Genomic DNA, 24,778 nt, shown 5'->3' on the forward strand with positions numbered 1-24,778 from the left:
GCCGACCGTCCCCCGCGCCCCGTCCCCGGGCGCGCCCCGCCGGGCACCGCGCCCGGCTCCGTGACAACCCTTGAGCTTCCTTGGCTGGGAGAGGTCTGAACTGATGCACGTGAACCAGGTCGAACGGCGAACCGGCGACTTTGTCGGGCAGGCCGTCGCCGTCGTCGGCATGTCGTGCCGGGTTCCGGGGGCGGACCACCTCCGGGCCTACTGGAAGCTGCTGCACGACGGTGTGGACGCCATCACCGAGGCGCCCGCCGACCGGTGGTACGACGTCGACGACCTCGCGCCGTACCGCCGGGGAGGCTTCGTCGAACGGGTGGCCGACTTCGACGCCGCCTTCTTCGGCATATCCCCGCGCGAGGCCGCCGCCATGGACCCGCGCCAGCGCATGGCACTGGAGCTGAGCTGGGAGGCCCTGGAGGACGCCCGCACGGCACCGGACTCCCTGCGGGGCACCTCCACCGCGATCTACCTCGGCGCCACCGGGGACGACTACGCCTCCCTCGTCCCCCGGCACGGACTGGACGCGCTCTCCCACCACTCCCTCGCGGGGCTGAGCCGGGGCCTGATCGCCAACCGGATCTCCCACCAGCTCGGCTTCCACGGGCCGAGCCTGACGGTGGACACCGCGCAGTCCTCCTCCCTCGTCGCCGTCCACCTCGCCTGCCAGAGCCTCCTTTCCGGTGCCTCCGAGCTGGCGCTGGCCGGGGGCGTCCACCTGAACCTGGTGCCGGACAGCACCCTCGCCCTGGCCCGGGCCGGCGCCCTGTCCCCGGACGGGCGCAGCTACACCTTCGACGCACGGGCCAACGGCTTCGTGCGCGGCGAGGGTGCGGGCGTCGTCGTCCTCAAGCGCCTGGAGGACGCCGTCGCCGACGGAGACCCCGTCTACTGCGTGGTGCTGGGCGGCGCGGTCAACCACGACGGCGACGGCGAGGCCCTGACCGTCCCCGACGGCCGCGCCCAGCAGGCCCTGCTGCGCGCGGCGCACACCCGGGCGGGGGTGGCGCCGGAGCGGGTCGGATACGTCGAGCTGCACGGCACCGGCACCCGCGCCGGCGACCCGGTGGAGGCCGGGGCCCTCGGTGCCGTCCTCGGCGCCTCCCGCCGGCCCGAGGACGCCCTGCTGGTCGGCTCGGTGAAGACGAACATCGGCCACCTCGACGGCGCCTCCGGCGTGGTGGGGCTGATCAAGGTCGGGCTGTCGATGAAGCACGGCCTGCTCCCGGCCACCCTCAACCACCGGGAGCCGCACCCCGACATCCCCATGGACACCTGGAACCTGCGCGTCAACACCGCCACCCGGGCGTGGACGGGCGAGGACCGGGTGGCCGGGGTCAGTTCGTTCGGCGTCGGCGGCACCAACTGCCACCTCGTTGTCGGAAGCGCTCCCGGCATCGCTCCCGGAGGCGCTCCCGGTGCCGCCGCGCCGAACCCCCTTCCGACGCCGGAACCCGCCGCGCGTCCCGACGGCCCGGTCCCGGTGGTCGTCTCCGGCCGCTCCCCGGCCGCCCTGCGCGCGCAGGCCGAGCGGCTGCGGGAGCGGGTCGCGGACGACGCGGAGCTGCGCCCGTCGGACGTCGGCCTCTCCACGGTGACGACCCGTTCGGCGCTGCGGCACCGGGGCGTCGTCCTCGCCGCCGACCGCGACGAGCTGCTCACCGGCCTGTCCGCGCTGGCCACCGGCGAGCCCGCGGCGCACGTCGTCGAGGGCACGGCGGCGGCCCCCTCCGGCGTGGTGTGGGTCTTCCCCGGCCAGGGCTCGCAGTGGGCCGGCATGGCCCGCGGCCTGTGGGACTCCTCCCCGGTCTTCGCCGCCCGGATGGCCGAGTGCGAGCGGCTGCTCGACGGCCTGGTGGACTGGTCGCTGCGCGAGGTCCTGGACGACGAGACGGCCCTGGAGCGCGTCGACGTCGTCCAGCCCGCCCTGTTCGCCGTCATGGTGTCCCTGGCCGAGACGTGGCGCGCGGCGGGCCTGGTGCCCGACGCCGTCGTCGGCCACTCCCAGGGCGAGATCGCCGCCGCCTGCGCCGCCGGGATCATCTCGACGGCCGACGGGCTGCGGCTGTCGGTCGGGCGCAGCCTCGCCATCAACGCGGGTCTCTCCGGCAAGGGCACGCTGGCCTCGCTGGCCATGCCCGCCGCCGAGGTGGACCGGGAGCGGGTGTCGGTGGCCGCCGTCAACGGCCCGAACGCCGTCGTCGTCTCGGGCACCGAGGAGGCGGTGCACGCCCTCGTCGCCGACTGCCAGGCACGGGACGTCCGGGCCAAGGTCATCCCCGTCGACTACGCCTCCCACTCCGCCCAGGTCGAGGCCATCCGGGACGAGGTGCTGCGGGCCGCCGAGGGCATCGCGACGACCGACACCGGCGTCGCGTTCTACTCCACGGTCACCGGCGGCCGGATCGACGTGGCGGACCTGGACGCCGAGTACTGGTACCGCAACCTCCGCCAGGAGGTGCGCTTCGCGGAGACCGTCGAGGTGCTGGCGGGGGCGGGACACGGCGTGTTCGTCGAGGTCAGCCCGCACCCGGTGCTGACGATGGCCATCTCGGACACCGTCGAGGACGCGGTGGTCCAGGGCACGCTGCGGCGGCGGGAGGACGAGCCGGGGCGGCTGCTGCGGTCCATGGCCGAGCTGTACGCCCAGGGGCTCGCCGTGGACTGGCTCCCCCTCTTCCCGGGCGCCCGCCGCGTGGACCTGCCCACCTACGCGTTCCAGCGGCAGCCCCACTGGGTCACCGGCGACGGCACGCTGCCGCAGGGCCTGCCCTCCCCGGGCGGCTCCGGCGCCGCCACCGCCCCGGTGCCCGCCGCCGACCCGGCCCGTTCCGCCGAGGACGGCCCCGCCGCTCCGGGCGAACCGGAGCTGTGGGCGCTGGTCCGCGCGCAGGCGGCCGCCGTGCTGGGGCTCGGCGACCCCGCCGCCGTGGAGGCGGACGCCACGTTCAAGGAGCAGGGCTTCGACTCGGTCACCGCCGTCGAGCTGCGGGACCGCCTGGCGCGCGCCACCGGCCTGCACCTGCCGGCCTCGCTCCTCTTCGACCACCCCACGCCCACCGCGCTCGTGCGGCGGCTGCGCGAGCGGCTCTCCGGCCCGCAGAACGACCACGGGACCGGGGAGGCCGGCGAGCGAGCGGCGGCCGACGACCCGGTGGCGATCGTCGGCATGGGCTGCCGGCTGCCCGGCGGCGTCTCCTCGCCCGAGGACCTGTGGCGTCTGGTCTCCGGGGGCACGGACGCGATCTCCGGATTCCCCGAGGACCGGGGCTGGCGGCTCGACCCCCGTGCGGACTTCCCCCGCAAGGGCGGATTCCTGGACGGCGCCGGGGACTTCGACGCGGCGTTCTTCCGCATCAGCCCCCGCGAGGCGCTGGCGATGGACCCGCAGCAGCGGCTGGTGCTGGAGACCGTCTGGGAGGCGCTGGAGTCCTCCGGCCAGGATCCCGCCGCCCTGCGCCGCAGCCGCACGGGCGTCTTCATGGGCGCCATGGCCCAGGACTACCTGCCGCAGCTCGACGACGTGCCCGGCGACCTCGGCGGCCACGCCCTGACCGGCAGCGCCACCAGCGTCGTCTCCGGACGCGTCGCCTACGCCCTGGGCCTGGAAGGCCCGGCGGTGTCCGTGGACACCGCCTGCTCCTCGTCCCTGGTGGCGATGCACCTGGCCGCCCAGTCGCTGCGCGCGGGGGACTGCTCCCTGGCGCTGGCGGGCGGCGTCACGGTGATGTCGACGCCGGGCATGTTCGTGGAGTTCGACCGGCAGGGCGGGCTGGCCCCCGACGGCCGCTGCAAGGCGTTCTCCGACGCCGCCGACGGCACCGGCTGGTCCGAGGGCGTGGGCGTGCTGGTGCTGGAGCGCCTCTCGGACGCCCGGCGCAACGGCCACCGCGTGCTGGCCGTGCTGCGGGGCAGCGCGATCAACCAGGACGGCGAGAGCAACGGCCTCACCGCCCCCAACGGCCCCGCGCAGCAGCGGGTGATCCGGCGGGCGCTGGACGCCGCCGGGCTGTCCCCGGCCGAGGTGGACGCCGTGGAGGCGCACGGCACCGGCACCACCCTGGGCGACCCCATCGAGGCCCAGGCGCTGCTGGCGACCTACGGCCGGGAGCGCGAGACGCCGCTGTGGCTGGGATCGGTGAAGTCCAACATCGGGCACACCCAGGCCGCCGCGGGCGCCGCCGGCGTCATCAAGATGATCATGGGGATGCGCCACGGTCTGCTGCCGCGCACGCTGCACGCCGACGAGCCGTCCCGCCACATCGACTGGTCCTCCGGCGCGGTCGAACTCCTCACCGAGGAACGGCCCTGGCCGGACGCCGGCCGCCCCCGGCGCGCCGGCGTCTCCTCGTTCGGCATCAGCGGCACCAACGCCCACGTGATCATCGAGCAGGGCGACCCCGTGCCCGCGCCGGTCGCCGACGAGCCCGAGCCGGCCGGAGTCGTGCCGTGGCTGCTGTCCGCGCGCGGCGCCGGGGCGCTGACCGGCCAGGCCGAGCGGCTCCTGGACGCGGTGGCCGCCGAGCCCGCGCCCCCCGTCTCCGCCCTCGCCCTGAGCCTGGCCACCCGGCGGACCCACTTCGACACCCGGGCCGTCGTCCTCGGCTCCGGACGCGCGGAGCTGCTGTCCGGGCTGGCGGCCCTGGCCCGGGGCGAGCGGACCACCGGCGTGGTCACCGGCGGCACCGCCTCCGGCGTGCTCCCCGTCGGAGTGCTGTTCTCCGGGCAGGGCAGCCAGCGCCTCGGCATGAGCACCGAACTCGTCACCGCCTTCCCCGCGTTCGCCAAGGCGTGGCAGGAGGTCCGCGCCGCACTCGATCCGCTGCTGGAGCACCGGATCGACGACGTGGTGGCGGCCGCCGAGGACACCGAGGCGGCGCGCCTGCTGGACGAGACGGGCATGACCCAGCCCGCGCTCTTCGCCTTCGAGGTGGCCGCGTACCGGCTGCTGGAGTCGCTCGGCGTCGTCCCCTCGGTGCTCGTGGGGCACTCGATCGGCGAACTGGCCGCCGCCCACGTGGCCGGGGTGTTCTCACTCGCCGACGCGGCCCGGCTGGTCGCCGCGCGGGGCCGGCTGATGCAGGCGCTGCCGCGCGGCGGGGCGATGGTCGCCCTCCAGGCCCCGGAGGACGAGGTGCGCGAGCAACTCGCGGGCCTGGAGGACGCGGTGTCGGTCGCCGCCGTCAACGGGCCGCTGGCCACCGTGATCTCCGGGCAGGCGGACGCCGTCGCCGAGGTGGAGGCCGTCTTCGCCGACCAGGGCCGCAAGACGACCCGGCTGCGGGTCTCGCACGCCTTCCACTCGCCGTTGATGGAACCGATGCTGGCGGAGTTCGAGGAGGTGGCGCGCACGGTCTCCTACGGGGCGCCGCGCCTGGCGGTCGTCTCGAACGTCACCGGTGCCGTCGCCGAGGACGGCGCGCTGGAGCAGCCCGCGTACTGGGTGCGGCACGTGCGGGAGGCCGTGCGCTTCGCCGACGGCGTCCGCGCCGCCGTCGCGGCCGGTGCCGGAATCCTGGTCGAGGTCGGCCCCGACGGGGTGCTGTCCGCCATGGCGCAGGAGACCCTCGCCGAGACCGCGCCCCGGGTGCGGGCGGTCCCGCTCGTGCGCAAGGACCGCTCCGAGGCCCGCGCGACGGCCGAGGCGCTGGCCCGGCTGCACGTCGAGGGCGTGCCCGTCGACTGGGGCGCCTACCTCGGGGCCCTGGGCGTCACCGGGGGCCACGCCGAACTGCCCACCTACGCCTTCGACCGCCAGCGGTACTGGGCGGAGCGCCCGAGCGCCGGGGCCGAGGTCGCCGGCGCGGGGCTCACCGCCGTCGAGCACCCGTTCCTCCTCGCCTCCACCGACCTCGCGGTCGGGGGCCAACGCGTCGTCACGGGCCGGGTCTCCCTGGCCGACGACCCGTGGCTGGCCGACCACGTCGTCTTCGGCAGCGCGGTCTTCCCCGGCGCCGCCTTCGTCGAGATGGCGCTCCACGCCCTGGCCGCCGAAGGCGGCGACGCCGACGGGTGGGGCGTCGAGGAACTCACCCTGCAAGCACCCCTGATCCTGGACGAGGAGGAGGTGCTGCTCCAGATCGTCCTCGGCGCACCGGAGGAGTCCGGGCGGCGCGAGATCGGCATCTACTCGCGGGCGGCCTGCGCCCCGCCCGGCTCCTGGACCCGGCACGCCACCGGCCACCTCTCCGCCGCCGCGTCCCCGCACGCCGACACGGCGTCGGTGTGGCCGCCCGAGGGCGCCGCCCCGATCGCCCCGGAGCGCTTCTACCCGGAGCTGGCCGAGCGCGGCTACGGCTACGGCGCGGCGTTCCGGGGGCTGACGGCCCTGTGGCGCGGCGAGGAGGAGGTCTACGGCGAGATCCGGCTCCCCGCCGGCGTCCCGCACGCCACCGGCGGCTTCGGGCTGCACCCCGCCGCCTTCGACGCCGCGCTGCACCCGCTGCTGTCGCTGCTCCCGGGCACCGGGGACGGCTCGGGCACCGGGGACGGCTCGGACACCGGGGGCGTGACCCTGCTGCCCTACGCCTGGTCGGGGGTCACCCGGTACGGGCCGGCCGATGCCGAACTCCGCGTGCGGATCACCCGGAAGGGCCCGCAGGAGGTGGCGCTGCGGATCACCGGAGCGGACGGGCGGCCGGTGCTGACCGTCGACTCCCTGGCGCTCATGCCGGCCTCCGTCGAACAGCTCACCGGCGCCACCGCCGCCGACGACCTCTACACCGTGGAGTGGACGGCACGGCCCGACGCGGCCGGTGCCGGACGCGCCCCGGCGGGCGCGGAGTTCCTGCACGTCGAGCCGGACGCGGGCCGGGACGTCCCGGCGGCGGCACGGCGGTGCGCCCAGGAGGTCCTCGCCCGGGTGCAGGACCGACTGCGCGCACGGACCCCGCAGAGCGGGCCACTGGTGATCGCCACCCGGCGGGCCGTGGCCGTCACCGCCGACGAGACGCCCGACCCCGCCGGAGCGGCGGTGTGGGGCCTGGTCCGCGCGGTGCTCGCCGAGCACCCGGGCCGGTTCGCGCTCGTCGACACGGACGGGACGGCGGAGTCCCTGCGCGCGCTGGAGACCCTCGACGTCTCCGCCGAGCCACAACTCGCCCTCCGGGGCGGCGTCGTCCGCGTGCCGCGCCTGGTCGCCGCGCCCGCGCGGTCCCCGCAGCCCGCGCGTTCGCCGTGGGGCGCCGACGGCACGGTGCTCGTCACCGGCGCCGGCGGTGCGCTGGGCGCGTTGGCCGCCCGGCACCTCGTCACCGAGCACGGGGTGCGCCACCTCCTGCTGCTCAGCCGACGCGGACCGGACGCCCCCGGAGCCGCCGACCTGGCCGAGGAACTGACCGCGCTGGGCGCCGTCGTCACCCAGGCCGCCTGTGACGTCTCCGACCGCGAGGCGCTGGCCGAGCAGTTGGCGCGCGTCCCGCAGACGGCACCGCTGACCGCCGTCGTCCACCTCGCGGGCGTGCTGGACGACGCCGTGGCGGAGACCATGACGCCGCAGCAGCTCGACCGGGTGTTCGCCCCCAAGGCGGACGCCGCCTGGCACCTGCACGAACTGACGCGGGACCTGGGGCTGACCGCCTTCGTCCTGTACTCCTCGGTCGTCGGCACGCTCGGCAACGCCGGGCAGGCCGGCTACGCCGCCGCCAACGCGTTCCTGGACGCCGTCGCGGCCGGCCGCAGGGCCGAGGGGTGGCCCGCGCTCTCGCTGGCCTGGGGCCCGTGGGAGCTGGGCATGGCGGGCACGCTCTCCGAGGCGGACCTGAGCCGCTTCCGGCGGGGCGGCATGGTCCCGCTGTCCGCCGCGCGGGGGACGGCCCTGTTCGACGCCGCCCTCACCCGCGAACCGGCCACGGTCGTCCCCGTCGCCCTGGACCGGGAGGCGCTGCGGCAGCGGGACACCGTCCCCGTGCTGCTGCGGGACATGGTCGCCCCGCGCCCGGCGCCCGCCGAGGAGGTCGCCGAGCCCCCGGTGCTGGCGCGGCTGGCCGGGCTGTCGCGGGAGGAGCAGGTCGACGAGCTGCGGAGCCTGCTGCTGTCCACCGCGGCGGAGGTGCTGGGCTATCCGGACGCCGACGACATCGACGCCGACATGTCGTTCCAGGAGATCGGCTTCGACTCCCTGAGCGGTGTGGAGTTCCGCAACCAGGTCAAGCAGGACACCGGCATCCAGATCCCGGCGACGGTCATCTTCAACTACCCGACCCCGGCGGCCCTGGCCGAACGCCTGTGGGACCTGCTGTTCACCCGGGACGCGGCTGAGGAGCGGGACGCCGAGAACGCCGCCGACGCCGAGGACGCCGCGGACGAGGAGTTCGACACCATGGACGTCGACGACCTGATCGAACGAGTGTTCGCCGAGTGAGGACAAGGACGATGAAGACAGAGGACCTCAAGACCGTCCGCCGGTTCGTCAAGGACCAACTGAGCGGCGACACCGAGCACCTGGACGCCCTGACCGACAAGCCCCACCAGGTGTACGAGGCGTTCCGCGAGACCGGCCTGGCCAACTGGTGGCTGCCCGAGGAGTACGGCGGGCGCGGTCTGGGCCTGGAGGACGGCGTCGAGATCGTCAACGAGATCGCCTACGGCGACGCCGGGGTGGCGTTCACCCTGTTCATCTCCGTCCTGGGCACCAGCATGGTGCAGCTCTACGGCTCGGAGGAGCTCAAGGCCCGCTACCTGCGGCCCATGGCCGAGGGCGGCACCTTCTGCGCGACGCTCGGCAGCGAGCGCAACGCCGGCAGCGAGCTCAACAAGATGGAGACGGTCGTCTCCCGCGAGGGCGACGACCTCGTCATCACCGGCGACAAGTACTTCTCCACCAACACCGACTTCGCCGACTTCCTCGTCGTCGTCGCCCAGGCGGCCGACAACCCCGAGGAGCACCACGCGATCCTGGTGCCCCGGGACACCCCGGGGGTGGAGATCGTCAAGCGGTGGGACGTCATCGGCCTGCGCGCCTCCCACACCTACCAGGTGCGGCTGGACGGCTGCCGGGTGCCGAAGACGAACCAACTGGAGGGATCGGGGCTGCGGCTGCTGGAGATCGGCCTCAACGCGAGCCGCATCCTCATCGCGACGACCGCCGTCGGCATCGCCCGGCGCATCCGCGACCACTGCATGACCTACGCCAAGAGCAAGCCGTTCCGCGACGGCACCCTCCTCCAGAGCCCGGTCTTCGCGCAGAAACTCGGCCAGATGGAGATGTGGATCGACGTCATGAAGGGCCACTGCCTGCGCGCCGCCCGGGACTACGACGCCGCCATGGCGGAGCCGAACGCGGCGGCCGTCTTCGCCCGGCAGGGCACGCTCAAGACCGCCCTGACGGCGAAGATGTTCTGCGGCCAGGCGGCCTGGGACGTGGCCTCCGTCGGCTCCGAGATGTTCGGCGGACTCGGCTACACCGACGAGCACCCGGTGGGCAAGCTCGTGCGCGACGTGCGCTACGTCTCGATCGTCGAGGGCGGCGACGACGTCCTGCGCGACCTGCTGTTCAGCCGCTACGTCATCCCCGTGCCGCGCCGCTCGTAGCGGAGGGCCCGCACGTTCCGGGGTGGCCGCCCACGGCCGCCACCCCGGACCGGGGACACGGGCCTAGGCCAGCTCGACCAGCAGGTCGCCGGCCTCCACCTGCTGGATCGCGTTGACGGCGATCCGCCCGACCGTGCCCGCCTTGGGGGCGGTGATGGCCGCCTCCATCTTCATGGCCTCGATCGTGGCGAGCGTCGCGCCCGCCTCGACGCTGTCGCCCTCGGCGGCGACGAGGGTCACGACACCGGCGAACGGCGCGGCGACGTGCCCCGGGTTGGACTTGTCGGCCTTCTCCGTGGCCGGGACGTCCGAGGCGACGGACCGGTCCCGCACCTGGATGGGCCGGATCTGCCCGTTCAGCGTGGACATCACCGTGCGCAGGCCGCGCTCGTCCGCCTCGCCGATGGCCTCCAGCTCGATGAGCAGCCGCACGCCCGGCTCCAGGTCGACGGCGTACTCGTGGCCGGGCCGCAGGCCGTAGAAGAAGTCCTTGCTGGCGAGAACGCTGGTGTCCCCGTACGCCTCGCGGTGGGTCGTGAACTCCTTGGTCGGGCCGGGGAAGAGCAGCCGGTTGAGCGCCGCGCGGCGGTCCTTCTCCAGCATCTCCCGGTCCTCGTCGGACAGTTCCCGCACCGGCTTCGGCTCCGCGCGGCCCTGGAGCGCCTTGCTGCGGAACGGCTCGGGCCAGCCGCCGGGCGGGTTGCCCAGCTCGCCGCGCAGGAAGCCGATGACGGAGTCCGGGATGTCGAACGTGTGCGGCTCGGCCTCGAAGTCGGCGGGGGAGACCCCCGCTCCGACGAGGTGCAGGGCCAGGTCGCCGACGACCTTGGAGGACGGCGTCACCTTCACCAGGTGGCCGAGGATGCGGTCGGCGGCGGCGTACATCGACTCGATCTCCTCGAACCGGTCGCCGAGCCCGAGGGCGATGGCCTGCGTGCGCAGGTTGGACAGCTGCCCGCCGGGGATCTCGTGGTGGTAGACGCGGCCGGTCGGGGAGGCCAGGCCCGCCTCGAAGGGCGCGTAGATCTTCCGCACGCTTTCCCAGTACGGCTCCAGGTCGCCGACGGCCTGGAGGCTGAGGCCGGTGGGCCGCTCGCTGTGGTCGGTGGCGGCCACGAGGGCCGACAGCGACGGCTGCGAGGTCGTCCCCGCCATGGAGGCGACGGCGCCGTCCACGGCGTCCGCCCCGGCCCGGACGGCCGCGAGGTAGGTGGCGAGCTGGCCGCCGGCGGTGTCGTGGGTGTGCAGGTGCACCGGCAGGTCGAACTCGCGGCGCAGCGCGGAGACCAGCTTCTCGGCCGCCGGCGCGCGCAGCAGCCCCGCCATGTCCTTGACGGCCAGGACGTGCGCCCCCGCCTCCACGATCTGCTCGGCCAGCCGCAGGTAGTAGTCGAGCGTGTAGAGCTTCTCACCCGGGTCGGACAGGTCGGAGGTGTAGCACAGGGCCACCTCGGCGACGGCCGAGCCGGTCTCCCGCACCGCCTCGATGGCGGGCCGCATCTGGCCGACGTCGTTGAGCGCGTCGAAGATGCGGAAGACGTCGATGCCGGTGGCCGTGGCCTCCTGGACGAACGCGTGCGTCACGTCCGTCGGGTAGGGGGTGTAGCCGACGGTGTTGCGGCCGCGCAGCAGCATCTGGAGGCAGATGTTCGGGACGGCCTCGCGCAGCTGGGCGAGCCGCTCCCACGGGTCCTCGGCGAGGAAGCGCAGGGCCACGTCGTACGTCGCGCCGCCCCAGCACTCCAGCGACAGCAGCTCCGGCGTGGTGTGCGCGACGGCGGGCGCGACGGCCAGCAGGTCCTTCGTCCGCACCCGGGTGGCGAGCAGCGACTGGTGGGCGTCGCGGAAGGTGGTGTCGGTGACGCCCAGCGTCGGCGACTCGCGCAGCCAGCGGGCGAAGCCCTCCGGGCCGAGCTCGGTGAGCTTCTGCTTGGAACCGGCGGGCGGCGCACCGGCGGGCAGCGCGGGCAGCTTGCTCACGGGGTCGATGACCTGCGGACGCTCCCCGTGCGGCTTGTTGACCGTGACGTCGGCGAGGTATGTCAGCAGCTTCGTCCCCCGGTCGGCGGAGTGCCGGGCGGTCACCAGGTGCGGGCGCTGCTCGATGAACGAGGTGGTCACCCGACCGGCCTGGAAGTCCGGGTCGTCCAGGACGGCCTGGAGGAAGGGGATGTTCGTCTGCACACCCCGGATGCGGAACTCGGCCACCGCGCGCCGGGCGCGGCCGACGGCGGTCCGGAAGTCGCGCCCCCGGCAGGTCAGCTTGACCAGCATCGAGTCGAAGTGCGCGCTGATCTCGGTGCCCGCGTGGGCGGTGCCGCCGTCCAGGCGGATGCCGGAGCCGCCGGGGGAGCGGTAGGCGCTGATCTTGCCGGTGTCGGGGCGGAAGCCGTTGGCCGGGTCCTCGGTGGTGATGCGGCACTGGAGCGCGGCGCCCCGCAGGTACACGCCGTCCTGCGAGAGGCCGAGGTCGGCGAGCGTCTGCCCGGCCGCGATGCGCAGCTGCGACTGGACGAGGTCGACGTCGGTGACCTCCTCGGTCACCGTGTGCTCGACCTGGATGCGCGGGTTCATCTCGATGAAGACGTGGTTGCCGTCGCGGTCGAGCAGGAACTCCACCGTGCCCGCGTTGCGGTACCCGATCTCCCGGGCGAAGTTCACCGCGTCGGTGCAGATCCGCTCCCGCAGCTCGGGGCTGAGGTTCGGGGCCGGGGCCAGCTCGATGACCTTCTGGTGGCGGCGCTGGAGCGAGCAGTCGCGCTCGAAGAGGTGGATGACGTTGCCCTCGCCGTCGGCGAGGATCTGCACCTCGATGTGCCGGGGCTCGACGACGGCCTTCTCCAGGAACACCGTCGGATCGCCGAAGGCGGACTCCGCCTCCCGGGAGGCGGCCCGGATCGAGTCCCGCAGCGCAGCCGGGTCCTCGACGCGCCGCATGCCGCGCCCGCCACCGCCCGCCACGGCCTTGACGAACACCGGGAAGCCCAGTTCGTCGGCCGCCCGCACCAGCTCGTCCACGTCGGTCGAGGGCTCCGAGGAGCCGAGGACGGGAACGCCCGCCGCCCGCGCGGCGGCCACCGCCCGCGCCTTGTTGCCGGTCAGCTCCAGCGTCTCCGCGTCCGGCCCGACGAAGGTGATCCCGGCCGCCGCGCACGCCCGCGCCAGGTCGGGGTTCTCCGACAGGAAGCCGTACCCCGGGTAGACGGCGTCGGCCCCCGCCTCCCGCGCGGCGCGCACGATCTCCTCGACCGACAGGTAGGCCCGTACCGGATGGCCGGGCTCCCCGATCTCGTAGGCCTCGTCGGCCTTGAGCCGGTGCAGCGAGTTGCGGTCCTCGTGCGGGAACACGGCGACGGTCCCCGCCCCGAGTTCGTAGCCGGCGCGGAACGCGCGGATGGCGATCTCGCCGCGGTTGGCGACCAGCACCTTGCGGAACATGGCTCATCGGTCCCTTCGATCGGGTGAAGGCATGAGGGCTCGCGTGCGGGCGGGACGGCAGGGTTCCGTTCACGTGTCGCACGTGCCCCGACCACGCATACCCCGCCGCCGCCCGCGCAGCACGGCCCGCGCTGGGTGCGTCGTCGAACCCGAGCCGAGTCCATCACGTCACACGGTGCGCCGTGGAGGTCACACGCGTGTTGAACCGCTCACGTCACCCCCCACTCCCCCGTGAGCCCCCGGCCGGAGCCCCCCACCCGGCCGCTATCATCACGCCGCCCGGGGGAAACGCGGCAGCCGCCCACGCCGGCGGCCATGGGGGGAGAACAGAATGCCGGACGAGACGTCGTCACCGATACCGGAGCCCGAAGTCGGGCCCGAAAACGAGCCCGAGGCGGAGGCACCCGACGTGGGACCGCCCGCGCCCGGACGGCGCGGCGGTCGTTTGCGCCGCTGGCTGCGAGGCAGGCCGGGCGCGGCCCTCGCGGGCTCACTGGCCGGTGCCCTCCTCGCCGGAAGCCTGGTCGCCTGGAAGACGGACGCCCTGACGCTCCCCTGGCGCGAGGACCCGGTGTGCTGGGACGCCCTGTCCCGTGGGACCGTCGCCGACCTGGTGGGCGACGACTTCCGGGCGGACGAACTACCGCTCCGGACGGAAGGGATAAGCAGCGGCAGAGTCCTCGCCACGTGCCGCGCCATGCGCCCGGACGGCGACGGCTGGACCATGACCGCCTCCGTGCGGGATCTCGACAGCCTGTACGGGCTGGACCGCAGGGAGTGGCCCGCGGAGTTCCTCAACGGCCTCATGACCCCGCTTGGCGACGGGCTCACCGGCATGGTGTCACCGGGCCGCGCCTGGGTCGCGCTTCCCGCGTCGTGCCGACTCACCGGTAACTACGATCCTCCGACGGTCGTGGACGTGTCGTGGGGCGACCTCCACATCAGCAGAGCGGACGACGCGGAGGAGGACCGAGCCGTCCTGGCCAGGGGCGTCGTCGAACTCGCGAACGGCGTCATGGACCGCTTCGGCTGTGAGGACAGACTCCCGCCCCCGGGGAAGCTCCCGCCGCTCACCTGGCTTGAGTCGGCCCCTGAGGACGACCTGTGCGGGCTGGAGGGCCTGCGCGCCCCCGAGGCCATGCGGCGACAGGCTGAGGACGACATCGGATACGACCAGCTCCTCAGCCCAGCGTCGGAGGGGGTCGGGCCGGTCTGCGAACTGGGCCTGGGGAGACTGGAACGACTGCGGTTGATCACCATCGAGGACCCCGCGATGGCCATGGTCTACAAGAGGTCGGTCGGTCGCGTCGGGGCCGAGGCTCTGGAGGGCGACGGCGTCGGATCGTTCGTCGGCGACCTGGGTGTCTTCCAGGCCGAGTGTCCGGACGGCGAGGTCACATTCGTCGCACAGCTGGATGACTACTTCGACGCCGCATTGGCCCGCGAGCTGTTCCCGGCCTATGTCCGCGCCGAGGGCCTGCGGCTGGGCTGCGGCCCACTGCGCGTCCTGCCGAAGGGCTGACTTGGCGGGAGGACGCGTTAGACGTGCCGCTGTCGCTGGGGGACCTGGCGCAGGCACCGGGGGATCACGGGACAGGGCAAAGCCGGTGCTCAGACGTGTCGGTCAGCAGACGGAACCCCGCCAGAGTCGCGGTTCTTCGGAAGCGAAGCGTCGCTCCCGATCGTGCGCGTCGGGCAGAACACGACGCAGTTCCTTCTGGAACGCGGTGCCGTGACCGGAAACGGTGAGGTGACACAGCTCGTGTGCGAGGACAAGGTCCACCAGCAGAGAAGGAAGCTGCATCACCGCCCAGTGAACGGTCACGGAACCGGATGATGCACAGGCTCCCCAGTGGCGTCCCAGGTCCCGAGCGGCGACTGATGTCGGTGCGACGCCCAGTACGCCGGCCATCGAGGGAGCCCGGGCCGCCAGCCAGCGTGTTCCTCTGGCGGTGTACCAGGCCGCGAGGGCGTCGCCTCCTTCGCCCGCCGTGTCGGGTTCGGGAAGCTCGAGCCAACCGAGATGCAACCTGACCTGCCGGCCGGACGACCTTGGCACAAGCTTCAGGCGGTGACGGCGTCCGAGATAGGCGAACCCGGTGCCTCCTACCAGTTCCTTGACCGGCTCTCCGGACGTTGAGCCCCGGCGCCGGACCTGCTCGGCCAGACGCGGCATCCTGGCCCGGACGGCGCTGGCCACCGCATGCGGGTCGGCGTCCGGCGGAACAGCGAACACGACGCCGCCGTTGGCCGTGACGTTGATGCCCAGCGACCGGCGCCTTGGCCGAACGACCACTTCCCAGTTCCAGTCCGCTGGAACCGGGAGCGCTGCGATGGCCTGCTGACAGTCGACGGCGGTGGTGCTCACCCGGCATTCCTACCACTGTGCGGGGCGGTCACGGCTGAGGGCCGGGTGCGTCAGGTCGCCACGCCGCGCCCGTAGCGCAGAAACTCGGCATGCTGGTCCAAGGCCAGGTCAACAAGGCTGCTGGACACGGGGCCGGTGGCGACCCAGTCCAAATGGAGCCGCGACTCCAGATACGCGCGAACCTCTCTGCGGACCCGGATTTGCGTGTCTGTGAGCGTGACGAAGTCCGGAGAGCTCACCTTCGTGGCGAGGTGCACCGTGAGGTCGCGGGAGGCCTGTATGAGGTCGATGCCGGCTGTCCCGCGATCCCCCGACGTCTCCAGCGCCTCGCGCAGGACTTCGTACACCGGCTGTTCCGTCCACCGTTCCAGCCCGCCGGTCGTCGCGTCGTCCGCCTCCGCCGCCTGGACGTCGCTCACCAGGCTCACCAGGGCTGCGGCAGCGGCGTCGAAGTCCTCCTCCATCCGCCGGATGATCTCGGCGAGCCGGTCGCTGAAGCGCTGGTAGCGCACCGGGTCCGAGCGCAGTCGAGCAGTGATGTGCAGGTCGAGCCTGCTGCGCATGTAGGACGTACGGGCGCGCACGTCGTTGTTGGATGCCACCCTCTCCATGAAGTCGGGTGCGGTGAGGTTCACGGGCGGGATGCGCTGCTGGATGTCGCTGACCTGGAGGTGCCGGGAGATGAGCTGCCGGATCTTCGCCCCGTAGCGTCGGGGGCTGAAGTCATCCTGGCCGTCGAGGTAACGCTGGCGGGCGAGGTACTGCACCTCACCGAGGAAGCGGGCGTCCCTCTCGAAGTCGAGCGCGCGGGGTCGGGGGAGAACCGCGTTGAGAGCGGTGAGGAAGTCCCGCACGAGTTCGTCGAACTCTCCGAGGAGCAGCGGGTCCGCCAGCGCGGCCAGCAGGTCCTCGCGTTGTGCGGCGTCCGCGAGGGAACTCAGGCCCTGGCTTGTGAGGAACCGGGTGATCTGCTCGTGCAGGCTCCTGAGCTGTGCGTCGGTTGCGGCATCGGTTTCCAGCCACATGATGTCCCGGACCGGCTGGTCCCCCTGGAAGGCGGGGTCCAGGTGGTCGAAGGAGTAGTGCTCGTACCCGTAGACGGCCCGCAGATGGGCTTCGTCGTATTCGGCCAGGGAGCGCGATAGCTCCGGGCCGATCCCTACGTAGTCGACCACCTGGCCCCACTCCTTGGAGAAGTACGGGCGGTTGGTGCGCGCGATGGCCTGGAGTAGGCCGACGCCGCAGAGCGGGCAGTCCAGGTACAGGACCTGCTCGACCGGGGCATCGAAGCCGGTCAACAGCATGGACTGGACGACGAGAAAGGCAATCGGAGCTTCGTCCCGCGTGTCGTCCTTCGCGGAGACGTCAACGGCCCCGTACCCGTCCCACGGATCTCCGGAGGAGCACGGCTGGCCGAGCGCCGAGCCTGCTGCCCCGTGCGTCGTCGCATGCCAGGAAGGGTCAAGCGCTGCGGCGCGCGGATCCCCCAGGCCTTTCTGAAAGCGGGCGATGTGCGCTTCCTGATGGGTCTTGTTCGTCCAGAGATGCCACGTCGCGGGATCCCGTTGTCTGCTGTTCCAGCCCGCTTTGGAGATCACGACCGCCGCCTTGATGGAGGCCAGCAGCTCCCGGCTCGGTAGCAGGTCGAGCAGTTCGCGCTCCTCCGCGGAGGCCTCCTCGTACCCGTGCGGGTCGTGTGCGAGGTCGGGGTCGAGACCGTCCAACTCGCTGAGTAGCCGATCGCGGGCGGACAGCAGGGCTTCCTGGTAGCGGACCGCCGCGAGCCGGGAGACGGCGACGACCTGCGCCCCGAAGCGCTCCGGCAGTGCGGTTCGTGCCCAGTGCCGCAGCATGTGGTCCGCCTTCGCGGCGATCACCGAAGGAGCCTCGAGGATCTCCTTCCGGCGCGCGAACTCGCGGAGCACCTTGTCACGGCGTTCCGGGTCAGCGGGGATCTCGACATCGAACTCGGCGTCCAGGAAAGCCTTCTCGATCACCTCCAGCTGCACGCTGTGCGCCTCGTAGCGCACGGGCACGACCGCGCCGTCTGCCTCGGCGTCCCGCAGGGTGTAGGTGTCGGCAAAGGCACCGAAGATGTCCTCGGTGCTCTTCCTCGCCCTGCTGAGGATGGGCGTGCCGGTGAAGCCGACCAGCACGGCGTTCGGCAGCATGGCGCGCAGGCGCGCGTGCTGCCACTGCATGTGCCCTCGGTGGGCTTCGTCGACCAGGACGACGATGTCGTGCCCGGCATTGGCGACCTTGTTGTGGACGTGGTCCTCGCCGTCGGGAGACTCCGCGAGCTTCTCTTCCCGCCCGTCCCAGGCGGAGTCGTCCCGCTGTGCCTTCTGGAGCATCACGAGCGAGACGTCGGGAACGTCAACGGAGAGGAACGACCTGGCCTGCACGACTGAGCGGGAGCGATGGATCTTCTCGTCGGCGGCTGCCAGGCTCTCCTTGATCTGCTTCTCGAGGTCCTTCCGGTCCGTCACTACGACGACCTTGTGACCCCGCAAGTCCTTGGTGCTACGCAGATGGCGGACGAGGAACGCCATGGTCAGGCTCTTCCCCGAGCCCTGCGTGTGCCACACCACGCCACCGCGCTGATCCACGTCCTGGCCGGCCTCGACTGCTCGGCGCCGAGACCGGAGCCGGGCGGTCAGCCGATGGACGGCACGGAACTGCTGGTACCTGCCGACGGCCTTGATCGTGCGCGGCCCCTGGCCGGTCTCCGTAGTGAAGTCACGGATCAGGGTGAGGAGATGTGCGGGGCGCAGCACACCGGCCACGAGTACCTGCTGCGCCGAGAGCTGCCCGCGCGGAGGGGTTCCCGTCTCCTCCCGCACCTGTTCTTCGCTGCTTGGTTCCACCGTGCGCCACGGAGCGAAGTGCCGAGCTTCGGCGGTGACGGTGCCCAGCTCCGCGTGCACGCCGTCTGTGGCGATCAGCAACTGGGCGAATCGAGTGAACTCAGTCACGGCGGACGGCGCGTCGACGCCGGCGTAGCCGATGACCTGCCCGACCGCCTGGTCGACAGGGAACCTGCGGTCACGGCTGCAACTGGTGACCGGCGCCTTGCACTCGATGACGGCCCACGGAAGTCCGTTGACGAACAGCACCAGGTCGGGGATGACGGCCCCGGCTCCAGGCCGTTCCACTCGGAACTGAGAGACGGCCAGGTAGTCGTTACCCGGAGCGCACTCGCCGTCCCAGTCCACGAGGCGCACGTGCGCCGGGTCGGTCTCCTGCCATCCGGGGAGCCTCCGTGCGTTGACCCCTTCGCGCAGCAGCCGAGTCACCTGGATGTTCCCGGCCACCCCCTTGCCCTCCGGGCCCTGGCCAGGCGCGGTGCCGAGGACGAGCTTAAGAAGCCAGTCCAGTTGCTCCTCGGACAGCCACGGCGTGCCGTCCGGGCGGAGATTGATCCGGGAGACCGCACGCTGGAACCGGTCGGCGTACAGGGCCTCCGTGAAAGACGCCCGGTCGGACGACGCGCAGTCGGTGGCGGGTTTGCCGGGCAGTGCTCCCTGCCGATGCTGCCACCCCATGCTGACCAGCTGGTCGATCAGCGGTCGCTCGACCCGGCTGTACTCCGGCTGATCCGTCACCGGCTGTCCCCACCCCGCCCGTCGTCGTACGCACGTGTGCCCCTGCCGAGGGGTAGGGGCAAGCCTATCCCTGTCAGTGGACAGCCATGGCCATCGCGTGCGCGCGGAGCGGGGGTGAGGAACTGCCGGGGTGTAGGTCAGGCGGCGAGCGCCGTGGCCGTCGGAAACGGTGGCCCGTCCCCGAAGACCAGCTCGAACCAGACACTTTTTCCTCCGACGCCGAAGAGCGCTTCGCCGACGCTGCATCCACCCCAGGCGTCCGCGAACAAGTCGAGGATGAGGAGCCCGCGCCCGCGCTCGGCGTCCGGCCGGGCGGCCCGGCGCCTCACCGGCAGGTCAGGACAGGTATCGGTGACGCTGACCCGCAGTACGGGGTGTTCCCACCGAAGCCGGACCGTCGCCGGACCCTCCGAGTAGCGCACGGCGTTGGACGTGAGCTCGGACGTCAGCAGCTCCGCCCGATCGATGAGGTCGCGCAGTCCGTGGGCGGACAGAACAGCCTTCAGGGTGGTCCGTGCGATGGCGGGACCACGCGGGTCGCGCGGGAAGTGCAGTTCGTACGACCAGGGTTCGCCGAAAGGGAGCGGACACGGGTCGGTGATCGGTTCGTCTGGATCCACGTGCTGCATCAGCACTCCAAGAACGTGCGGCGGTTGGCGGTCAAGGTGCCTGCGCAGTGCGATACGGCTGGTCAAAGCCGCTTACACATCCCCTCACCAGTCCTGAAGCCCAGTGGTGGCCTTGCCGACTGCCCTGCTTCGCGGCCGCGTTGAGCCGCCGGTGCGCTTCCGCCCGGACGTGGGTTGGTGAGTGGTACGGGTCACAGGCTATGCCCGACCATATAACCCGTGCTACCTGTTTCACTATAACGAGTGATGCCAACTCGTAGTTGGCTTCTGATAGGCCAGATCGGCAGACTGTCTCTCCACCGAAGGAGTCGTCCCATGCCGCCGCGCCAGTACCCCAGCATTCGTCAACGACGGTTCGGTGGCGAACTGCGTCGTCTGCGAGAAGCTGCTGGCATGTCCGCCCCTGTGGCGGCGCAGCGACTCGGAGCCGACCGCACAATGATCTCCAACATCGAATCGGGCCGGTTCGGGATCAGCGAGGAACGTCTTCGTCGTCTGGCCAGCATCTACGAGTGCAACGACCCAGGCTTGATCGATGCCTTGGTGGGCATGACAGGTGGCCGGACGAAGGGATGGTGGGACGAATACCGGGGCAAGGTCCCTCCGGACTTCCTGGATGTGGCGGAGCTTGAGTACCACGCCACAGGCCTGCGCACGTTGCAGACGGCGCACATCCCCGGTCTCTTCCAGACCGAGGATCACGCGCGTGCCCTGTTCGACCTCTTCGTGCCGGCCTTGCCACGGTTGGAGGTCGAGCTGCGAGTGGCGCATCGCATGGCGCGGCTGGACGCGATTGTCGGTGGCGAGGTGCAATACATCGGCTTGGTTCACGAAGCAGCGCTCCGGATGCGCGTCGGTGGGCCGCGCGTGGCCAAGGCTCAGCTGCTCCGGCTCCTTGAGGAGAGCGAGCGTCCCAATGTGCGTTTGCTTGTCATCCCCTTCGCCGTCGGAGGCTTCCCGATGGCAGGCGACACGGTGCTCTACGCTTCCGCCGAGAACCCTCACCTCGACACGGCGGAGGTGGATTCGCCTACTGGTGCCGTCTTCTTCGACTCGCCCACGCATCTGGCCAACTTTCGCCGTCGGCTGGACTTGGTCGAGCAGGTCGCGTTGACTCAAGAGGAGTCGCGAAATTTCATGCGTGACGTGATCAACGAGCTGTGAGAGGCAGTACCTTGTCTGAACTGCAGTGGTTCAAGTCATCCTTTTCTGAGGCGTCGGGGAATGCCTGTGTAGAGGTGGCTATCGGCGAAGATGGGCAAATATTGCTACGGGATAGCGTTTTTACGGCGAGGATGACTAAGGTGAGTCGTGCCGCATTCTCGGCGTTTATTGGCCACGTGTGTGATGCCAGTTTCCAAGCGTGAGAGCTTCAGGTGCGGGTGTTGCCGCATAGCAGGTCCTCAACTAGTCCCCGTTGCGCTCTCCGTAGTTTGGCCAGTTGGGCCTGCACGCCTGTTGTGCGGGCTCGCGCGATTTCAATCGGACGAAGCAGTCTTTCTTGTTCCGAGCGAGCAGGGAATGGCACTGGCATGCTCTTGACTTGCGTGGAGTTGATGGAGGCCAAGTTGGTTGTCTGGCTTCCGACACTTTGGAAGTAGGCACGGCCAGCTGCGGAGGCCGTGTACAGGGCGAGAAACTCTGGAGAAATATCGTTGCCGCAACGAACCCGGAAGATGTGGTTTTGATGCAGGCAAGGGCTGAGCCGACCATCCCAAACGGCGCCCCGGCCAAGTTTGTCAAGGTCCCCGCCTTCAGTGAGGAGTAGATCCCCAGGGCGGAGTGCGAAGCGCTCGAATCGTGCCTTGGGGATGCGAATTTTTTTGACATCGGAAGTGTCAATTCTTCCGTCCAAGACGTTAGCCACACGAAGATAGGGCAGCTCGATGGTGTCCTCGCCTGTAGGATCCGAGCCTAGTGTGACACCCGCTGATACATCTGCGAGCCTTTCAAGCCGTGCGGTTGGCCAATTCATGCTCTGTGAGAAAATTTCAGATACCGTGGCTGATTCTACGATCGTGAGTTTTCCGAGAGTTCGCTTAAGGGATTCTATCCGTCGCTCCGCCGCTGCGTGAACGGCTACGATTCTGCGCTGTTCGTCTAGTGTGGGCGGCACGCCAATTTGCAGTTCCTGCAGGCGCGTGGTGTCTAGGCGTCCGGTTCCATGGCTGGTCTCCTCGACCATTGCCAGGATGGAATGTGATCGTGATTGGAGAGTGTGTGCTAGGAAATAAGGGTCGATTTCGTCATTTACTACGATCGCTTTGCAGTCTTGTCCGAAAGCAACGCGCTCTTCGGTCACTCCGACTCGGAGTTCGGATTTCAGGCTCATTCCTCGTACGACAAAAATTACGGCACCGCGATCCACTAGTCGTGTGCCATGCTTCGCGCCCAGTTCAGTTACCGTGCGGTCGGAATTGCTGACGCGAAAGTTCTTTAGGCTTGCTGCGCTAATCCATGGGATGTTGCCACCCCAGTATTCACCACGAGAGGTGCTGGGCGTGCCACCGGATAGCCATGTGCCAGTGTCTCCGAGGGCGACGGACCGCCAACCTGTCGGCCATTTACCGGGCATAGCCGAGCTCCTTGAGCCACTTGGTGAAGTCGTCCGCCGCGTCGGCGCCTTCGGCTTCCAGCGCTTGCAGGGAGACCTCGTACTTCTCCGCCCAGCGGCGGTAGGTTGCGACGAGCTCGCGGCGGCCGGTGGCGACGGCGGCGTCCATGCGGGAGGAGAGGGCTTCGCCAAGCACGTCCAGCACCACGCGCTGGCCGCTGTCCTGCGCCTTCGCCACCTCGCTCGCTGCCTGGAGGTCTTTGAGGAACCGGTCCTCCAGCGCCGACCGCTGCTTTGAGGCCGCTGTGCGTTCCTTGCGGCACTGGGCAACTGCCTTTTCGAGGCGCAGGATCTCCCTCGGGTCCACGGGCGCGCGCTCGGGCTGCGGTTCGGCCTCCGTATGCGCCTCGTCGTCGGCTTCCGATTTCGCCGGTGGCGTGGCTTCGGCGAGTTCGGCTACGGCGGCCTTGTAAGCCGCGTCTGCGGTGGCCCAGGTGGCGTCAGCCTTGGCCAGTTCCTCCAGGAACTCCGGGATGAGTGCTTGTACGACCGGCTGGGCCATCGCCCGGCGCTTGTCCGCCGTGGACACGGATGTCTTGGCCCGTCCCCTTCGACGTGATGGGCTTCGGCCGCCCTCGTCGTCGTCTGAGCCCGGCATCACAGGGCTCACCATCGTTTCCACGGTTTCGACCCATCCGTCCAGGACCCGCTCGTAGCCACCGGCCGCGAGGGCCTTGAGGTCGTATCGGACGTGCACCCACCAGTCCGCGACGATTCCGGCCGTGGCATAGCGGTCCAGGACCTTCAGCTCTTCCACCGCCTTCTGGAAGCCGCCGAGCAGCCGCTCCCGCAGCGGCATCAGCCGGCCGTCCTTGCTCAGCGCGGTGAAGCGCCCGGCCTGCTGGGTCCACCATTCTTGAAAGGTGTCGCGCAGGATGCGTTCCTTCTGGGCGGCCAGCTTTGGAATCCGTGTCGCCGTGGTCTCCGGCCCCTCGGACAAGAAGTCGACGTACCCGTCATCGTCCTCACGGGCGGCGAACAGTTCGGTGACGTCGATGCCGTAGTTCTGGAACCGGACCGAAGCGTCTTCGATCTCGGTCTTCGGTACTCCGCCGTAGAGGTGGGCAGTGACGTCCTGCGGTTCGGGTGGCGGCGAGTTGTCCACCCAGCGGCGGATGTTGAGGTTGCCGTCGGCGGCAAGGAGGTCGTCCACGCTGACGACACGGGAGTAGCCGGGCTCCTGCCGCCAGGCGCGGTACACCGCCACGATCTTTTCGACGTGCTCGGGCCCCAGCTCGTTCTGGTTGCTCGCGGGCCGGTAGTCTCGGTCCGCATTGATGAAGAGGACGTTCCGTTCCTTCTCACCACGCTTCCGGTACGGCGGCCGGAGAATGAGGATGCAGGCAGGGATTCCGGTGCCGTAGAAGAGGTTCGGGCCGAGGCCGATCACGGCCTCGACGCAGTCCTCGTCCAGCAGCTTCTTGCGAATGTCGCGTTCCTTGCCGGCCCGGAACAGTACGCCGTGCGGCATGACGGTGGCCGCGGAGCCCCGCTGCTCCAGCACCGAGACCATGTGCTGGACGAACATCAGGTCCGCCTTCTTGCCCGTCTCGGGCGCCCAGCCCCAGCGCATCCGGGACATGCCATGAACCTTGTCCGCCTTCTCGACCAGATCCTTGTCGTAGTTGAGGGAGAAGGGCGGATTCGACAGGACCTTGGTGAACCTGCGCAGCCGGTTGCTGCCGTCGGGCTCCAAATGAAGGGGCTCGGCCAGGGTGTCACCGTGCTGGAGGTCGAACTCCCGGATGCCGTGCAGCACCATGTTCATGCTGGCCATCGACCAGGAAGGACCGTTCTTGTCCTGGCCGGATACGGACAGCCGTAGCGGGTCTCCGCCGTGCTCCTCCACATATTCCTTCGCCGCGATCAGCATGCCGCCGGAACCGGCACACGGGTCGTAGACCGTGTCGCCCGCCTGGGGGTCGACGAGCCGGACCATCATCCGCACCACGTCTCGCGGGGTGTAGAACTCGCCGCCCTTCTGCCCGGCCGAGTCCGCGAAGTCGGCGAGCAGGTACTCGTAGGCGGCGCCCAGCATGTCCGGGAACTCGAAATCCTCGTTACGCAGTCGGTAGAGGCTGAAGTGCCGGATGAGGGAGCGGAGCTCGGCGTTGGAGAAGCGCGACTTCGTGCCGACGGTGTCGTTGAAGGAGATGTGGGAGGTGACCCCCGCCAGCCGGTCGTTGCTGCTGGTCAGGGCGACCAGCGCTTGGTCGAGGCTTTCGCCCACCTTCTCTGTGAGGTGCGAGATGCCGGGGTGGTACTGCGGCGAGACGGTCCTGCCGTCGGGCTGGACCTCATAGTGCGGGCCCTTCCACCAGCGGGCCCTCGGCGGCACGTAGAACACCTGGGGGTAGCTCTCCGGGTCATTGGCCCGCGCAAGGGCTGCGGCGGTGTCGTTGCCGTGGCGGTCCAGCGCGGCCGCGTAGACCCGCTCCCATTCGGGTTGGAAGTCGTCCGAGGAGCGCTTCAGGAAGAGCATGCCGAAGATGTAGTCCCGGTACTCCGAGGCGTCCATCCGCCCCCGGAGGATGTCTGCGGCCGAGAACAGATGCCGTTCGAGCTGGGGCAAGGTGAGTCTGGCCACGCA

Annotated in this window: 11 protein-coding genes; 5 read left to right on the forward strand and 6 right to left on the reverse strand. The window is 70.9% G+C overall.

What is annotated here, in order from left to right; genetic code table 11:
• Positions 1 to 103: 103 nt before the first annotated feature.
• Both IF129_RS14820 and IF129_RS14825 read left to right on the forward strand, forming a co-directional pair.
• Positions 104 to 8,365 carry a type I polyketide synthase gene (locus IF129_RS14820; protein ID WP_191210128.1) on the forward strand — a complete coding sequence of 2,754 codons (8,262 nt, stop codon included), beginning with the start codon at positions 104 to 106 and terminating at the stop codon, positions 8,363 to 8,365.
• 11 nt (positions 8,366 to 8,376) lie between these two features.
• Positions 8,377 to 9,534, forward strand: coding sequence for an acyl-CoA dehydrogenase family protein (locus tag IF129_RS14825; RefSeq protein ID WP_191210129.1), 1,158 nt, complete (start codon positions 8,377 to 8,379; stop codon positions 9,532 to 9,534).
• 63 nt (positions 9,535 to 9,597) lie between these two features.
• Here the strand turns inward: IF129_RS14825 and IF129_RS14830 are convergent, their stop codons facing one another.
• Positions 9,598 to 12,972, reverse strand: a complete 3,375-nt coding sequence (locus IF129_RS14830; RefSeq protein ID WP_191210130.1) for a pyruvate carboxylase — start codon at positions 12,970 to 12,972, stop codon at positions 9,598 to 9,600.
• A 331-nt stretch (positions 12,973 to 13,303) separates the two neighbouring features.
• Between IF129_RS14830 and IF129_RS14835 the strand changes: the two genes are divergently transcribed.
• Positions 13,304 to 14,494 (forward strand): hypothetical protein, encoded by a 1,191-nt coding sequence (locus tag IF129_RS14835; protein WP_191210131.1) that lies wholly within the window; start codon positions 13,304 to 13,306, stop codon positions 14,492 to 14,494.
• Between the two features lie 102 nt (positions 14,495 to 14,596).
• On the opposite strand, the gene IF129_RS14840 is transcribed toward IF129_RS14835, so the two are convergent.
• From IF129_RS14840 to IF129_RS14850, 3 genes are all read right to left on the reverse strand, one after another.
• Positions 14,597 to 15,340 carry a M48 family metallopeptidase gene (locus IF129_RS14840; protein WP_191210132.1) on the reverse strand — a complete coding sequence of 248 codons (744 nt, stop codon included), beginning with the start codon at positions 15,338 to 15,340 and terminating at the stop codon, positions 14,597 to 14,599.
• Positions 15,341 to 15,390: 50 nt separating this feature from the next.
• Positions 15,391 to 18,945, reverse strand: coding sequence for a type I restriction endonuclease subunit R (locus IF129_RS14845; RefSeq protein WP_318153752.1), 3,555 nt, complete (start codon positions 18,943 to 18,945; stop codon positions 15,391 to 15,393).
• Positions 18,946 to 19,082: 137 nt separating this feature from the next.
• Complete coding sequence (locus tag IF129_RS14850) at positions 19,083 to 19,574, reverse strand: ATP-binding protein (RefSeq protein ID WP_191210134.1); 492 nt, start codon at positions 19,572 to 19,574, stop codon at positions 19,083 to 19,085.
• Between the two features lie 315 nt (positions 19,575 to 19,889).
• Between IF129_RS14850 and IF129_RS14855 the strand changes: the two genes are divergently transcribed.
• Both IF129_RS14855 and IF129_RS14860 read left to right on the forward strand, forming a co-directional pair.
• On the forward strand, positions 19,890 to 20,738 hold the full coding sequence (locus IF129_RS14855) for a helix-turn-helix domain-containing protein (RefSeq protein WP_191210135.1): 849 nt from the start codon (positions 19,890 to 19,892) through the stop codon (positions 20,736 to 20,738).
• Positions 20,735 to 20,941 (forward strand): DUF397 domain-containing protein, encoded by a 207-nt coding sequence (locus tag IF129_RS14860; protein ID WP_191210136.1) that lies wholly within the window; start codon positions 20,735 to 20,737, stop codon positions 20,939 to 20,941. The genes IF129_RS14855 and IF129_RS14860 overlap by 4 nt, the downstream gene beginning before the upstream one ends.
• Positions 20,942 to 20,946: 5 nt before the next feature.
• Here the strand turns inward: IF129_RS14860 and IF129_RS14865 are convergent, their stop codons facing one another.
• Both IF129_RS14865 and IF129_RS14870 read right to left on the reverse strand, forming a co-directional pair.
• A complete protein-coding gene (locus IF129_RS14865) occupies positions 20,947 to 22,149 on the reverse strand; it encodes a restriction endonuclease subunit S (RefSeq protein ID WP_191210137.1) in 1,203 nt (400 codons plus the stop codon).
• Complete coding sequence (locus IF129_RS14870; RefSeq protein WP_191210138.1) at positions 22,139 to 24,775, reverse strand: type I restriction-modification system subunit M; 2,637 nt, start codon at positions 24,773 to 24,775, stop codon at positions 22,139 to 22,141. The genes IF129_RS14865 and IF129_RS14870 overlap by 11 nt, the downstream gene beginning before the upstream one ends.
• Positions 24,776 to 24,778: the final 3 nt, after the last annotated feature.

This window comes from Streptomyces chumphonensis (assembly GCF_014779715.1).
Taxonomy (GTDB): domain Bacteria; phylum Actinomycetota; class Actinomycetes; order Streptomycetales; family Streptomycetaceae; genus Streptomyces; species Streptomyces chumphonensis.

Coding starts and splice junctions, on each gene's coding strand:
- IF129_RS14820 (WP_191210128.1), top strand. CDS start 104: ATGCACGTGAACCAGGTCGAACGGCGAACCGGCGACTTTGTCGGGCAG.
- IF129_RS14825 (WP_191210129.1), top strand. CDS start 8,377: ATGAAGACAGAGGACCTCAAGACCGTCCGCCGGTTCGTCAAGGACCAA.
- IF129_RS14830 (WP_191210130.1), bottom strand. CDS start 12,972: ATGTTCCGCAAGGTGCTGGTCGCCAACCGCGGCGAGATCGCCATCCGC.
- IF129_RS14835 (WP_191210131.1), top strand. CDS start 13,304: ATGCCGGACGAGACGTCGTCACCGATACCGGAGCCCGAAGTCGGGCCC.
- IF129_RS14850 (WP_191210134.1), bottom strand. CDS start 19,574: ATGCAGCACGTGGATCCAGACGAACCGATCACCGACCCGTGTCCGCTC.
- IF129_RS14855 (WP_191210135.1), top strand. CDS start 19,890: ATGCCGCCGCGCCAGTACCCCAGCATTCGTCAACGACGGTTCGGTGGC.
- IF129_RS14865 (WP_191210137.1), bottom strand. CDS start 22,149: ATGCCCGGTAAATGGCCGACAGGTTGGCGGTCCGTCGCCCTCGGAGAC.